This window comes from Hymenobacter siberiensis (assembly GCF_018967865.2).
GTDB classification, from domain to species: Bacteria; Bacteroidota; Bacteroidia; order Cytophagales; family Hymenobacteraceae; genus Hymenobacter; species Hymenobacter siberiensis.
The window spans coordinates 2,803,411-2,816,138 of sequence record NZ_JAHLZY020000001.1 but is presented as its reverse complement, the minus strand read 5'-3'; the positions used below and the strand labels follow the sequence as shown (position 1 = coordinate 2,816,138).

Annotated in this window: 15 protein-coding genes and 1 pseudogene; 5 read left to right on the top strand and 11 right to left on the bottom strand. The window is 57.3% G+C overall.

Annotated elements, in window-relative coordinates:
• Window positions 1-23: 23 nt before the first annotated feature.
• From KQ659_RS12565 to KQ659_RS12555, 3 genes are all read left to right on the top strand, one after another.
• Complete coding sequence (locus KQ659_RS12565; RefSeq protein WP_216688493.1) at window positions 24-926, top strand: hypothetical protein; 903 nt, start codon at window positions 24-26, stop codon at window positions 924-926.
• Between the two features lie 152 nt (window positions 927-1,078).
• Window positions 1,079-1,618, top strand: coding sequence for a dCTP deaminase (gene dcd / locus KQ659_RS12560; protein WP_216688494.1), 540 nt, complete (start codon window positions 1,079-1,081; stop codon window positions 1,616-1,618).
• 138 nt (window positions 1,619-1,756) lie between these two features.
• Window positions 1,757-2,296 carry a hypothetical protein gene (locus KQ659_RS12555; protein WP_216688495.1) on the top strand — a complete coding sequence of 180 codons (540 nt, stop codon included), beginning with the start codon at window positions 1,757-1,759 and terminating at the stop codon, window positions 2,294-2,296.
• Between the two features lie 288 nt (window positions 2,297-2,584).
• On the opposite strand, the gene gldC is transcribed toward KQ659_RS12555, so the two are convergent.
• Both gldC and dnaN read right to left on the bottom strand, forming a co-directional pair.
• Window positions 2,585-2,929 carry a gliding motility protein GldC gene (gldC, locus tag KQ659_RS12550; protein WP_168674320.1) on the bottom strand — a complete coding sequence of 115 codons (345 nt, stop codon included), beginning with the start codon at window positions 2,927-2,929 and terminating at the stop codon, window positions 2,585-2,587.
• A 137-nt stretch (window positions 2,930-3,066) separates the two neighbouring features.
• Window positions 3,067-4,191 carry a DNA polymerase III subunit beta gene (dnaN, locus tag KQ659_RS12545; protein WP_216688496.1) on the bottom strand — a complete coding sequence of 375 codons (1,125 nt, stop codon included), beginning with the start codon at window positions 4,189-4,191 and terminating at the stop codon, window positions 3,067-3,069.
• Window positions 4,192-4,342: 151 nt separating this feature from the next.
• Here dnaN and KQ659_RS12540 point away from each other — a divergent pair, with 151 nt between their 5' ends.
• Both KQ659_RS12540 and KQ659_RS22120 read left to right on the top strand, forming a co-directional pair.
• On the top strand, window positions 4,343-4,522 hold the full coding sequence (locus KQ659_RS12540; RefSeq protein WP_201986949.1) for a hypothetical protein: 180 nt from the start codon (window positions 4,343-4,345) through the stop codon (window positions 4,520-4,522).
• A 43-nt stretch (window positions 4,523-4,565) separates the two neighbouring features.
• Window positions 4,566-4,799, top strand: a complete 234-nt coding sequence (locus tag KQ659_RS22120; RefSeq protein ID WP_408610794.1) for a type II toxin-antitoxin system RelE/ParE family toxin — start codon at window positions 4,566-4,568, stop codon at window positions 4,797-4,799.
• A gap of 94 nt (window positions 4,800-4,893) precedes the next feature.
• Here KQ659_RS22120 and KQ659_RS12530 read toward each other — a convergent pair whose 3' ends face one another.
• From KQ659_RS12530 to gldF, 9 genes and pseudogenes are all read right to left on the bottom strand, one after another.
• A complete protein-coding gene (locus KQ659_RS12530; protein WP_216688119.1) occupies window positions 4,894-6,006 on the bottom strand; it encodes an IS4 family transposase in 1,113 nt (370 codons plus the stop codon).
• Window positions 6,007-6,109: 103 nt separating this feature from the next.
• Window positions 6,110-7,222, bottom strand: coding sequence for an IS4 family transposase (locus KQ659_RS12525; protein ID WP_216688119.1), 1,113 nt, complete (start codon window positions 7,220-7,222; stop codon window positions 6,110-6,112).
• Window positions 7,200-7,478 (bottom strand): hypothetical protein, encoded by a 279-nt coding sequence (locus tag KQ659_RS12520; RefSeq protein WP_216688498.1) that lies wholly within the window; start codon window positions 7,476-7,478, stop codon window positions 7,200-7,202. The genes KQ659_RS12525 and KQ659_RS12520 overlap by 23 nt, the downstream gene beginning before the upstream one ends.
• A gap of 45 nt (window positions 7,479-7,523) precedes the next feature.
• Window positions 7,524-7,820, bottom strand: a complete 297-nt coding sequence (locus KQ659_RS12515; protein WP_216688499.1) for a hypothetical protein — start codon at window positions 7,818-7,820, stop codon at window positions 7,524-7,526.
• 147 nt (window positions 7,821-7,967) lie between these two features.
• The gene (locus tag KQ659_RS12510; protein WP_216688500.1) at window positions 7,968-9,125 is read right to left on the bottom strand and encodes a glutathione-independent formaldehyde dehydrogenase; all 1,158 of its coding nucleotides are present in this window, start codon (window positions 9,123-9,125) and stop codon (window positions 7,968-7,970) included.
• A gap of 88 nt (window positions 9,126-9,213) precedes the next feature.
• Window positions 9,214-9,956: pseudogene (locus tag KQ659_RS22225) on the bottom strand (IS701 family transposase); the annotation flags it as partial.
• A 10-nt stretch (window positions 9,957-9,966) separates the two neighbouring features.
• Complete coding sequence (locus KQ659_RS12505) at window positions 9,967-10,215, bottom strand: hypothetical protein (RefSeq protein ID WP_216688501.1); 249 nt, start codon at window positions 10,213-10,215, stop codon at window positions 9,967-9,969.
• 6 nt (window positions 10,216-10,221) lie between these two features.
• Window positions 10,222-11,955, bottom strand: a complete 1,734-nt coding sequence (gene gldG, locus KQ659_RS12500) for a gliding motility-associated ABC transporter substrate-binding protein GldG (protein ID WP_216688502.1) — start codon at window positions 11,953-11,955, stop codon at window positions 10,222-10,224.
• Window positions 11,955-12,680, bottom strand: a complete 726-nt coding sequence (gene gldF / locus KQ659_RS12495; RefSeq protein ID WP_216688503.1) for a gliding motility-associated ABC transporter permease subunit GldF — start codon at window positions 12,678-12,680, stop codon at window positions 11,955-11,957. The genes gldG and gldF overlap by 1 nt, the downstream gene beginning before the upstream one ends.
• Between the last annotated feature and the right edge of the window lie 48 nt (window positions 12,681-12,728).

The following is a 12,728-nucleotide window of genomic DNA, read 5'->3' as shown; positions in this document are numbered from 1 at the left end:
GTTAAATCTGCGACCTTTGCCCGATGCTAAAATTCCGTCTGCTAAGCCTGTTTTTGTTTTTTGCGGCATTTGCCCATGCCGAAACGCCCGCCCAGGCCAACAAGCGCCTCTTCGATAAAACCATCGACGAGCTGAATTTCCGCACCATGGAAACGGTGTATGATAAGTCGTTCACCCGGGGCAAGTTTCCGCTCACGCTGCGCAACGCTGCCGCCCGTCGCGCCTTCGATGGCTTTGGCAGTAATTCGGGGCTTAAGCAGCTGTTTTTGAACTATAACGGCATTGCTGAGCGGTATAAAAACCGTTTCGGCAACGGCCCGCTCACGCTGGCGGAGTTCGATAAGCAGCTGAAATCGGTATTGCTGGACAAGAACTTCGAGTTCTTCATCCACAACCTGCCGCGCGATGAGCGGGTGTCGCTCATCCGTGCCGAGCAGCGCCTCATTCAGCAGGCCAGTGCCCAGTTCAACGACTCCGGCGCGGCTGCCGGCCCCGCCGTGCCCACCGCCGACAGCTACGCCCAGCCCGAAGCGCCCGTAACGGCCCCTCTCACCACCAACGACGCCGACGGCGCGGGGCCGGAAACCGCCCCCGCCACCGTGTCCGACGAGGCCCCGCTCACCAGCGCCTCCGTGGTGCCGGCCGGCCCGGCTCCGCACCACGACTGGCTCGACTACTTCACCCTGTTGCTGAGCCTGGCCAGTGCCGGCATGCTCTTCCACCTCATTGCCAATGTGTTGCCCACCCTGAGCCGGCGCATCAATAACCTCTCAGCCGACCCGGAGCCCGAACCCGAGCCCCGCAGTCTGGCCAGTCGCCTGCGGCCCACCCGCCGCCCCGGCCTGCGCGAAGACCGGTACGAAGACGATGACGACGAGGAAGCCGAGGGCCAGCCCGCCGAACCTTACCGGCACGACGACGACTAATTAAATAAACTGGCCGTCATGCAGCGCGCAGCGAAGCATCTTTACCTCTGTAGTAAACCATTTGATTGAATTGCGTTGCGCGGTAAAGATGCTTCGCTACGCGCTACATGACGGCCTTATGACGTTATGCATTCCTAAAAATACCCCATTCAATGATTCTTACCGACCAGCAAATTCTCGCGGAAATCGAAAAAGGCACCATCGTCATCCAGCCCTACGACCGCAGCTGCCTGGGCACCAACTCCTACGATGTGCACCTGGGCAAGTACCTCGCCACCTACCGCGATGAGGTGCTCGACGCCCGCAAGCACAACGAAATCGACACCTTTGAAATCCCCGAAGCTGAAGGCTACGTGCTCCAGCCCGGCCGCCTCTACCTGGGCGTGACGCAGGAATACACCGAAACCCACGCCACCGTGCCCTTTCTCGAAGGCAAGAGCAGCGTGGGCCGCCTCGGTATTGATATCCACGCCACCGCCGGCAAGGGCGACGTGGGCTTCTGCAATCATTGGACGCTGGAAATCAGCGTGTCGATGCCCGTGCGGGTGTACCGGAACATGCCCATCGGCCAGCTGATTTACTTCACCGTGCAGGGCAACGTCGATACCCTCTACAACCACAAGCAGAGCGCCAAATACAACAATAAAACCGACAAGCCGGTGGAGTCGATGATGTGGAAAAATAAGTGGTAAGACATAGCATTAAGGTAATGTAGGGACGGTAAATCCGAACCGTGCTGCGCCTTTTTGCGTTGAATTCGGTGACCGCGCTGTCCATGGCTGGCCCGGTCCTTGCGTAAGTGTGCAACTGAAACCCCTACGACGATGACAATGAAAACTGCTTTTGCCTCTCTCTTTCTGGCGCTCCTGGTCGGTTCTGCTACCGCCCAGCAGGGACCGAACAGCACCGTTGCCGTGCAGGACAAAACCCAGCCCAGCCCCCGCCTCAACTCCGTGCAGGCCCGTGCCGACCGCCTGAGTGAGCAGATGGTGCGCGACCTGCACCTGAATAACTATCAGGCCACCAAGCTCCGGGCCGTGAATGCCGACAAAGTCTCCAAAATGGCGGTCATCGAGCGCCGAAACGCCGGCAATCAGAAGCTGATTGACGAGCAGTGCAATGGCGTGTGTAAAGAGCGGGACAAGGAGTTCCAGGCTTTCCTCAGCAACGACCAGTACAGCAGCTACTTCGGTACCCGTGGCGTGTATAATAAGACTGACCGCGATTTCGCCAGTCAGTCGTCCACCATCCTCCTCACCAATTCGGTGCAGAACCCGTTGCCGGCCCGCGCCAATGACGCTTCTATCGCCCCAACCAGCACCAAGCCCACCAACCGCCCCGCCGGTAACCTGGGCCGCAACGCCCGGTAACTTGTAGCGCATACTTTCGCTTGCGCCCTGAATGTAAAAAGCCCCGTCGGATATTTCCGGCTTGTCCTTACCCAAAACTCAAACGCCCTTCCGGCCATGTGGCTGGAAGGGCGTTTTTGCGCGGTTGCCTATCAGGTTTGCCGCTTTTCAAGCGGATTCAGCCAGCAAAAAGGGGCCTTGGCGTTACCTCGGAGAAGTCGGGAAAAGATTTGGGTAAGGACAAGTCGGATATTTCCGGCGGGGCTTTTTGATGGTTCAATCCAACGAGTGCACAAGCTAAAGCATGTGCTACAGGCGCTCCTGGGTTTGTTCCTGCTTGTCGAGGTATTCGGACAGCTCCTTGCAGAGTGCACGCATTTTGTTGGCCATTTCCTTGTCATCGGTAGCCGTCACAATGTTTTCGGCCATTGAGCCGATGTTATCGACCACGAAGCGCTTCATCTCGTCCACGGGCATGTCCTTGGTCCAGAGGTCGATTTTCATGGTGCCGGCCTGCTCCCGGTCCCACAGCGCAATGTTGATGGCTTTGGCGAAGTGGATATCCGGCCCCGCATCGGTAGCCGTCCAGCTAATCGCCTCGGGAACCTTGTTGTCGTCGAGGGCGATGCTAAAGCGGATTTCTGATTTTTTCATCACTGATTTTTAAATTGATTAACCGTGATTTCGCTGATTTATCTTTTGTGAATCGGGCCTTATGCAAAAAGAGCAATGGGCTGAACCGCGCCAACCTCAATTAGCGAAATCACAGCTAATCAGCGAAAATCAGCGATTTAGACGTAGTTATTAAGCATCACCGGCATCACCAGCATCAGGATGCTTTCGTTGTCGTCGGGGGTGGTGGGCATGAGGAGGCCGGCGCGGTTGGGCGTGCTCAGCTCCAGGGTGATTTCCTCGGAGTCGATGTTCGAGAGCATTTCCTTTAAGAAACGGGCGTTGAAGCCAATTTCCATGTCCTCGCCGTCGTACTGGCAAGCCAGTGTTTCCTTGGCTTCGTTGCTGAAATCGAGGTCTTCGGCCGAAACTACCAGCTCGGAGCCAGCCAGTCGCAGGCGCACTTGGTGGGTAGTCTTATTGGAATAGATGCTGATGCGACTCACCGAACTTAGCAACTCGGCGCGGTTGATGATGAGTTTGTTGGGGTTGCTCACCGGAATCACGTTTTCGTAGTCCGGGTACCGTTCGTCAATCAGGCGGCACACGAGGCGCATCTGGTTGAAGGAGAAGAAGGCGTTGCTCTGATTGAACTCCATCTTCACCGGCGTGGCCTCCGAGGGCAGCGTGCCTTTCAGCAGGTTGAAGGCTTTGCGCGGGATGATGAGGTTGGCGGTCTGGCCGGCACCCACGTCCTGGCGGCGGTAGCGCAGCAGGCGGTGCCCGTCGGTGGCCACGAAGGTCACCTGCGAGTCGGCCAGCTGCACTAGAATACCGGTCATGGCCGGGCGCAGCTCGTCGGTGCTCACCGCGAAGATAGTTTTGTTGATGGCCCGGGCCAGCGACGACGACGGCATCTCAATCGGCGAAGAGCCTTTCACCACCGGCACGCGGGGGAAATCGGCGGCATTCTCGCCGGCTAACTTGTAGCGGCCATTGGCCGAGCTGATTTCGATGGTGTAGGTTTCCTCGTCCAGCGTGAAGGTGACGGGCTGGTCGGGCAGGTTCTTGAGGGTGTCGAGCAGGATGCGGGCGGGCGCGGCGATGCGGCCGGTGTCGCGGGCCTCCACGGGCAGCTCGGTAATCATGCTCGTCTCCAGGTCGGAAGCCGTGATGGTGAGCTTGCCGGCCTCAATCTCAAAGAGAAAATTCTCCAGGATGGGCACCACGGGGTTGTTCGTAACCACGCCGTTTATGCTTTGCAGCTGCTTGAGCAGCGCGGAGGAGGATACAATGAATTTCATGGTGCGAGGCTAGGGCTAGGAATAAGGGAGGGCAAAGATACGGGGTGGGGTTGGGCTTTGGAAGGGCGGCCGGTATTTGTGAACGGCTATTCCGGCAATGCCGTTTCTTTGAGGACAGGCCGTATATTTAACAGCCTTAACGTAATCTGCTATGACCCGCGAAACCGTAAACCAAGCCATTAGCTCGTTGCCTCAAAACTTTGATTTGGATGCGTTAGTCGAGCGGCTGATTTTTATTGAAAAGGTCGAAGAAGGCTTGGCGCAGCTTGACCGGGGCGAATCGAAAACGCAGGAAGAGGTAGAGCAGCTGGTGAAATCATGGCGCAAGTAGTCTGGGCTAACGCGGCCATTGACGATTTGCAGCGGCTGCGGGAATACTTCACCCCAGCCTCTCCAAGATTCGCGGAGAAGCTGATGGACCAGTTATTGCCCGTACCCGAATGCTGGCTGATTTCCCCCAAAGCGGCAGGATGGTGCCTGAATTTGAAAACACGCAATTGCGGGAAGTACGGTCAGGTAATTATCGGATTATTTATCGACTGGAGCGAATCGATAAAGTGGAGATTGCGCGGATATTCCACAGTGCCCAGCTATTAGAGGAGCTTTAGCTTTTCAGCCACTCTCGTATCTGCACCACGATTGCGAGAATTACCAAACTGCCTACTGCCAAAGCTAGTAGTGCGGCTATGGTGTTGAGTTACTCTACCCTACTATTTTTAGTAATTGATTTTTAGCAAGTTGCCTCGTAATCCAGTTCAGTAGCGTTTCAACCAAGCGGGCCAATGGGTCCTCGGGCAGGGTCAGCGGGCGGGCGAGTTGGCGGAGCAGATTGAGGCCGTGGCGGCTCAGGCTGGCGGCCCGGTAGCCGTGGTTTTTGCGGGCAATGGGCTGGCGGCCGCCGTGGGCGGCCGCGCCCACGCCCAGACAAAACGCGTAGGCCAGGCTGACCAGGGCCACGAGCTTGCGCAGCTTTTGGAAACAGCGCAAGTGGGTGGCTTCCAGGTTAAAGCCCCGCCCTTTCAGATTTTGAAAGCATTGCTCAATCGTCCAGCGCTTGGCATAGAGTTGCTCGAGGTGGTTCAGACCGGCCGTGGCAAACAGGAAGACAAACGCGTCCGCCGCCACGGCCTTGACCCAGACCTGCCCCCAGACTCCGTCGACCTGCACGTGGGCGAAGCGGCGCACCTGCCCCGGCACCAGGCCCAGGTCGGCCACGGCCTGCCGCCGGCCGTCGGCGTGGGTCAGGCAGTGGTGCTTGGGCAGGCGCATGACAAAATTAAGCCCATTGTCTTTGAGCCACTTGAACCACGCATGGCCGACAAATTCCCGGTCGCCCACGACCAGGCCGATGCGGTCTTTGCCCAGCAAGGCCAGGCACTTTTCGAGCACCGCGATGCGGTCGGCGGCGTTGGAGTTGCCGCTGCGGTTGTCGAGCAGGTGCCAATAAAGGGGCACGTGGACCTCGCCCGTGCCGACGGTGACGAGCAGGATGTTCACTTGGCACTGGCCGAAGTCCCACTCCGTGCGGTCGAGGCATAAGCGCAGCTTGCCCTGCGCAGGCAACAAACTCAGTAAAATCCTGGCCACCAGTACGTAATTGAGGTCTACTTCGCGGAAAAAGTCCTGAATGCGCGTTTCGTTCGAGGCGGGCTTGGCCGCGTCATTGAGGTGCTGGGCCACCTCGCCGAATTGCACGTTGCGGCTCTTTATCAGGCCAAGAATAAACTGGCCCACAAACTTTTGGCGGGACAAGTGGCCCACAAACGGGGCCTGCTGCAAAAGCGTCGTAATTTTAGCGGCGAAGTGTTGCTTCACGGGGCAGAACGGGTTTTTGGTGGTGTCGTAACCCCAAAGGTCGGGCTGCCCCGTTTTTGTACCTGAAAAATAGTAGGGTAGAGTAGTGTTGAGTAATACTACTCTACCCTACTATTTTTAGTAATTGATTTTTAGCAAGTTGCCTCGTAATCCAGTTCAGTAGCGTTTCAACCAAGCGGGCCAATGGGTCCTCGGGCAGGGTCAGCGGGCGGGCGAGTTGGCGGAGCAGATTGAGGCCGTGGCGGCTCAGGCTGGCGGCCCGGTAGCCGTGGTTTTTGCGGGCAATGGGCTGGCGGCCGCCGTGGGCGGCCGCGCCCACGCCCAGACAAAACGCGTAGGCCAGGCTGACCAGGGCCACGAGCTTGCGCAGCTTTTGGAAACAGCGCAAGTGGGTGGCTTCCAGGTTAAAGCCCCGCCCTTTCAGATTTTGAAAGCATTGCTCAATCGTCCAGCGCTTGGCATAGAGTTGCTCGAGGTGGTTCAGACCGGCCGTGGCAAACAGGAAGACAAACGCGTCCGCCGCCACGGCCTTGACCCAGACCTGCCCCCAGACTCCGTCGACCTGCACGTGGGCGAAGCGGCGCACCTGCCCCGGCACCAGGCCCAGGTCGGCCACGGCCTGCCGCCGGCCGTCGGCGTGGGTCAGGCAGTGGTGCTTGGGCAGGCGCATGACAAAATTAAGCCCATTGTCTTTGAGCCACTTGAACCACGCATGGCCGACAAATTCCCGGTCGCCCACGACCAGGCCGATGCGGTCTTTGCCCAGCAAGGCCAGGCACTTTTCGAGCACCGCGATGCGGTCGGCGGCGTTGGAGTTGCCGCTGCGGTTGTCGAGCAGGTGCCAATAAAGGGGCACGTGGACCTCGCCCGTGCCGACGGTGACGAGCAGGATGTTCACTTGGCACTGGCCGAAGTCCCACTCCGTGCGGTCGAGGCATAAGCGCAGCTTGCCCTGCGCAGGCAACAAACTCAGTAAAATCCTGGCCACCAGTACGTAATTGAGGTCTACTTCGCGGAAAAAGTCCTGAATGCGCGTTTCGTTCGAGGCGGGCTTGGCCGCGTCATTGAGGTGCTGGGCCACCTCGCCGAATTGCACGTTGCGGCTCTTTATCAGGCCAAGAATAAACTGGCCCACAAACTTTTGGCGGGACAAGTGGCCCACAAACGGGGCCTGCTGCAAAAGCGTCGTAATTTTAGCGGCGAAGTGTTGCTTCACGGGGCAGAACGGGTTTTTGGTGGTGTCGTAACCCCAAAGGTCGGGCTGCCCCGTTTTTGTACCTGAAAAATAGTAGGGTAGAGTAGAGTAATACAACACTGCCCGCATTGGCGTAGCTGTTCTCATATTCTTTGGCAAGCGTCTCTTTCACGCGCAATTTATTGCGGTACCGCAGCCACAAATACCCAAAGCCAACCGGAAGCAGCAGCAAATAGGTAAACATTTGCTCAAAGATGCCAGCAAATAAGTCTTCCAATAGCTTTTACTTGGTTTTGCGAAGAGATAAACCAAAGATATTTAATCAACTCGCAAACCCCGCATAGCGCCGCTTGCGCCGCCAGGCCCGCACGGCCCCGAATAGCCCCAGCAGCACCAGCGGCGCGCCTAGGTCCAGTAGCTGCCAGCGGCGGCGCTGCTCGGCCAGCTTCACTTTGTCCAGCGGGCGTAGGGTGATTTGCTTGCCGCGCACGGAGATGAGGCCGGTGTCGTCGAGCAGGTAGTCGGTGGCGTTCAGGACCAGCTCGCGGTTGGCGGATTCAGTGTTGGCGAGGTGGTCGAAGTCCAGGCGGTAGGGGTCGAAACGTGGCCCATCGGGCAAGAACTGGTGCGGTTGCGGTATTAAGGTCAACACGTTACTGGTTCGTGTTGGGCCAAGCCTTAATTAAAATAACGGCCAGTGGAAGGAGCTATCCTTCCACTGGCCGTTATTTTAATTAAGGCTTGGCTTTTGTTTCCTGCCTTGTGCTTAATTCTTTTTGCGGCTCGTTTTGCCGGGTTTCAGTACCACTTTGGTCCATCCGTCATCGCGGGTATTAAAGTGCTTGTACGCATCGGGGGCCTCATCCAGGGAGAGCTCGTGGGAAACGATGGCGGCAGGCTTGGCTTTACCGGAAGAAATCAGCGCGCAAAGCTCCCGGTTGTATGATTTTACATTGGCTTGGCCCGTTGCGATGCTTTGCCCCTTCATCCAGAAGCTGCCGAAGTCGAAGTCCATGTGGCCTTTTTTCTGCAGTTCCTCTTTGGACTTCGGGTCTTCCGTCACAAAAACCCCCACTACGCCAATCGAGCCGGTCGCTTTCACTGCCTGGACCAGCTCGTTCATCGTTACGTTCGATTGTTCTTTGCCGTGTTTGTTGCAACATTGGTAGCCCACGCATTCGCAGCCCCGGTCAGCACCCTGCCCGTCTGTTAAGTCCAGTACTTGGTCAACAGCGGAGCCCTTCGTAAAATCAATGGGTATGCCGCCCAATTCCTTGGCCAGTTTTAATCGGTCGGGGTGGCTGTCCACGACCATAATTTTGTCGGCTCCTTTTATGCGGGCAGACAGCGTGGCCATGAGTCCGACCGGCCCAGCGCCGTAAATAACCACCGATTCGCCCGGTTTCACCCCCGCCAGTTCCGTGGCGTGGTAGCCCGTCGGGAAGATGTCGGAAAGCATGGCGTAATCGTTTTCCTTCTCGCTGGCATCCTCCGGTAATATCTGGCAATTAAAATCACCGTACGGAACGCGCAGGTATTCTGCCTGCCCGCCTTCATACGGCCCCATGCCGGCAAAGCCATAGGCCGCACCGGCAAAACCGGGGTTCATCGTCAGGCAAAAAGCGGTGAGTTTGCGCTCGCAATTTTTGCAATGGCCACAGCCAATATTAAAAGGCATACACACCATATCACCCACTTTAACATGTACTACCGACTTACCGACCTCAATGACCCGTCCCAGGTTCTCGTGGCCAAAAATTCGGCCGGTTTCCATGTTGGTACGGCCTTCGTACATGTGCAGGTCGGAGCCGCAAATATTGGTGGTGGTAACCTGGACTAATACGTCGGTGGGTTGCTCAATTTTAGGGTCGGGCTTGTCGGATACTCTCACATCCAAGGGGCCGTAATAGACAATAGCTTTCATGATTCCGGGATTAAAGTGGACTTAATCTCCATGGTAACGTCCATGTTGAACAAAGAGTTATCTTTTTTTGGCGTACTAGTAGCTTATGTCACGCAGTGAGTTGGCGGAATTGATGGTATATGGTTTCTAAGCCGACAGCGGTCAGTTGAGCTTTGAGACGAAAATGCCTGATACCACACATTTGAGTTTGAATACTTCGAGTTTCGTGTGGGGGCCAGCACAGCGGCATAGGAATGAGTAGCCTGCGTTGTCAGAATTTCAATGGGCGATTTGCCCATCGAGGCGTTCTGTTTGAGTGACTTGTGGTATTCCTTTGCTTTCCACCATTTTTGGTTAATCGTGGTGAGTTAAGTGTGGGCTAAGTCGGTTTCGCTGCTGACCAGATATAGGATACCCCGGCTGCCGTCTTGGTTTGTAAAGACTTGCCTGGTTTCGTAGACCGCCTCTTAATCGGCGCAAATAGACGCGGCCGTATCAGGGTCATATTCTCTACCACGGCGCACCAACTCGACGGCGATGGGCGTGGCTTACGCCCCCGCCTGGTAGAGTAGGCTGACGAAGCGCAGTTCCTTGATATAGTACTGCTGTCAGTGGTGCAAGTGCTAACAAATCAGCTTGTTGAAATTCGTATGCACCTTTCCCAATACCGAATTATCGATGATGAGGACTGCGCAGTCCTCGGTCCCGCGTCGGGCCTCGGACTGGCGAATCAACGATTTGATAAGCCGCCAGACCTGCGCCAACCCGCACGGCGTGCTATTCACCTAGCGCATGATGTGATTGTGGGTGGTTCAGTGCCCCGTCCAGTAGCCGTTCAGCCAATGGAGCAGTGGCATAATCATCAAAAAAACACTAGCGCTATTCCAATGATTGCTACACTGTTGAGCGCAACAGCCATACCAGCATTTGCATAGCTGTTTTCATGCTTCTTTGCCAGCACATCTTTCACTCTTACCCGGTTACGGAAGCGCAAGTACAAATACCCGAATCCGACGGCAACAAAAAACAGGGCTATAAATGCTTGGCCCAGAATCTCTCCAAATAACGCTTCCGTACTTTTCGGTAACTGAGTTGGGATTTGGGTGCTCAACTAATGTCATAAATTTGTAAACCCCGCATAGCGCCGCTTGCGTCGCCACGCCCGTACGGCCCCAAACAACCCCAATAGCACCAGCGGCGCGCCGAGGTTCAGCAGCTGCCAGCGGCGGCGTTGCTCGGCCAGCTTCACTTTGTCGAGGGGGCGGAGGGTGATTTGCTTGCCGCGTACGGCGATGAGGCCGGTGTCGTCGAGCAGGTAATCGGTAGCGTTCAGGACCAGCTCGCGGTTGGCGAATTCGGTGTTGGCGAGGCGGTCGAAGCCCAGGCGGTAGGGGTTGCCGGTTTTGGGGTCGATGTCGGAGCGGATGATGTCGCCATCGGAGATAACCAGGACTTTGCTGGACCGGGCGTTGGCCGGTTTTTCGGGCTGGAACTGGAGGGTGCCGGGCCGGGCGCGGTTGGCGAAGAGCGAGGTGAACTGGCCTTCGAGCAGGTAGGCCACCGGCTGGAAACCCTTCTGGTAGAGCTTGGGATTGGGTTCGAGGCGGGCGTCGTTGAAGTTGATGGGCACCGGGGCGGGCAGCACGCGGGTGTAGCGCGAGGTGCTCATCAGGGCGGTTTTGCGGATGCCACGGGCCTGCACCGTGTCGAGGTTACCCACGAATTTCAGGTACACCGCGTCGAGGTTGCGGGTGATGGGGTGGGGGCTGAACTTGTTGATGAGCGGGTAGAGCTGCCAGGGCATGGGCTCGATTTTGGGCTTATTGCCGTCCATGCCGGTCACGAGTGGAATCTGGCCGCTGTTCAGGTCGAGGAGCAGGTTCTGGTTGAGGCGCAGGCCATATTTAAAAAACAGGTCGTCGAGATTGAGGTCGTAGGGGGTAGCTAATGCGACACCGTTGCGGGCCACGCTGTCGAGGTCCACACGCAGGGCATCGACGAAGAACATGGCCCGGCCGCCCTGGGTGATGAACTGGTCGAGCTTGAATTTATCGTCCTCGGAATAAGGCGTTTTGGGCTGGGCCACCACGATGGCATCGAGCGCGCTCAGGTCCTTCACCTTGCTCAGCGTGACGCGGAACACGTCGTACTGCTGCTGCCAGGTGCCGAGGATGTCGCCGGCCTGCACGTTGGTGAGCTCGCCGTGGCCTTCCACCACGCCGATGCGCTTGCGCAGCGCCGGTACCAGCGTGCGGATGGTGCTGGCCAGCTCGTATTCCAGCCCTTCAATGCTTTGGTTGAGGCGCACCTCGGCCGGGGCGGCCTGGTTGCCGCGCAGCAGCAGCACGCTTTTATCGTGCCCGCCCACACTCACCACGGCGTAGGGAAAAATGATTTTCTCGACCCGCTTGCCGTTTTCGGTGGCCCCGAGGTTGGTGGGTTTCAGGCCCTTTTTGAAAAGGGTTTGGTAGAAGGCGTTGCGGGCGGCTTCGGTGCTACCGGCGCTGGGGTCGATGAAAATGTAGTTCAGGTTGGCCCCGCCGTAGACCTGGAATTCGGTCAGGGTTTCGCGCACGCCCTGCTCCAGGCGGCGGAAAGCGGGCGGGAAATCGCCGGTGAGGTACACCGTGACGGTGACCGGCTGCTTGAGGTCGCGCAGCAGCGTTTTGGTGGCCGGCGACATAGTGTAGCGTTTTTCTTCCGTCAAATCGAGCCGAAAAAAGAAGCGCTGGGCCACGAAATTAAAAAGCAAGAGCCCGCCAATGATGGCGGCAAAAGTGAGCAAATCGCGCTGCTTGCGGGAGGACGGGGTAGGAACCGGAGTCGGGGAAGTAGTCAACGTATTTTCCATTACCAGTTACGACTCCGTAAAGCCAGTCGTGTCGCCTGTAAAGCCACCGCAACTACGCTGAAAAAATAGACCAAATCCCGCGAGTCAATCAGCCCTTTGCTGAGGTCGCGGTAGTGCGCCGCAATTCCCAGCTGACTCACGTAATAGGCCGCGCTGCCCTGCAGCACCGAGGCCAAAGAATCGAACCCCGAATAAATCAGAAAACAGCCTACTACAGCCACTAAAAAAGCAATAATCTGGTCACGCGTGAGCGCCGAGGCCAGAATGCCAATGGCTGCGAATACCGCCGCCAGCAACGCCAAGCCTAAATAGGAACCGACCGTGGCCGCCGAATCAATATTGCCCTCAGGGCTGCCCAGCTTGTACACCGAGTAGTAGTAGAGCAGCGTGGGCACCAGCGCCAGCAGCGCCAGCAGCAGGCAGGCCAAATACTTGCCTCCGATTATCTGCCCGTCCGTGAGCGGGCGGGTCAGCAGCAGCTCAATGGTACCGGCCTTTTTCTCTTCCGCAAACGTGCGCATGGTGATGGCCGGAATCAGGAACAGGAATATCCACGGGGCCAGATTGAAGAGCGTTTGCAGGTCGGCGTAGCCGTAGTCGAGGACGCTGCTATCGGGGAAAACCCAGACGAACAGGCCTGTCGCAATCAGGAAAACCCCCAGCACCACGTAGGCCACGGGGGAGTTCAGGAAGGCGTTGAATTCTTTTTGGAGGATGGTGAGCATTCTGGTATTCTGAACGTCATGCTGAGCGCAGCCGAAGCATCTCTACAG

What these genes read in the sequence shown, in the direction of transcription:
- KQ659_RS12565 (WP_216688493.1), top strand. Translation starts at nt 24, where the DNA reads ATGCTAAAATTCCGTCTGCTAAGCCTGTTTTTGTTTTTTGCGGCATTT.
- dcd (WP_216688494.1), top strand. Translation starts at nt 1,079, where the DNA reads ATGATTCTTACCGACCAGCAAATTCTCGCGGAAATCGAAAAAGGCACC.
- KQ659_RS12555 (WP_216688495.1), top strand. Translation starts at nt 1,757, where the DNA reads ATGAAAACTGCTTTTGCCTCTCTCTTTCTGGCGCTCCTGGTCGGTTCT.
- gldC (WP_168674320.1), bottom strand. Translation starts at nt 2,929, where the DNA reads ATGAAAAAATCAGAAATCCGCTTTAGCATCGCCCTCGACGACAACAAG.
- dnaN (WP_216688496.1), bottom strand. Translation starts at nt 4,191, where the DNA reads ATGAAATTCATTGTATCCTCCTCCGCGCTGCTCAAGCAGCTGCAAAGC.
- KQ659_RS12540 (WP_201986949.1), top strand. Translation starts at nt 4,343, where the DNA reads ATGACCCGCGAAACCGTAAACCAAGCCATTAGCTCGTTGCCTCAAAAC.
- KQ659_RS12510 (WP_216688500.1), bottom strand. Translation starts at nt 9,125, where the DNA reads ATGAAAGCTATTGTCTATTACGGCCCCTTGGATGTGAGAGTATCCGAC.
- gldG (WP_216688502.1), bottom strand. Translation starts at nt 11,955, where the DNA reads ATGGAAAATACGTTGACTACTTCCCCGACTCCGGTTCCTACCCCGTCC.
- gldF (WP_216688503.1), bottom strand. Translation starts at nt 12,680, where the DNA reads ATGCTCACCATCCTCCAAAAAGAATTCAACGCCTTCCTGAACTCCCCC.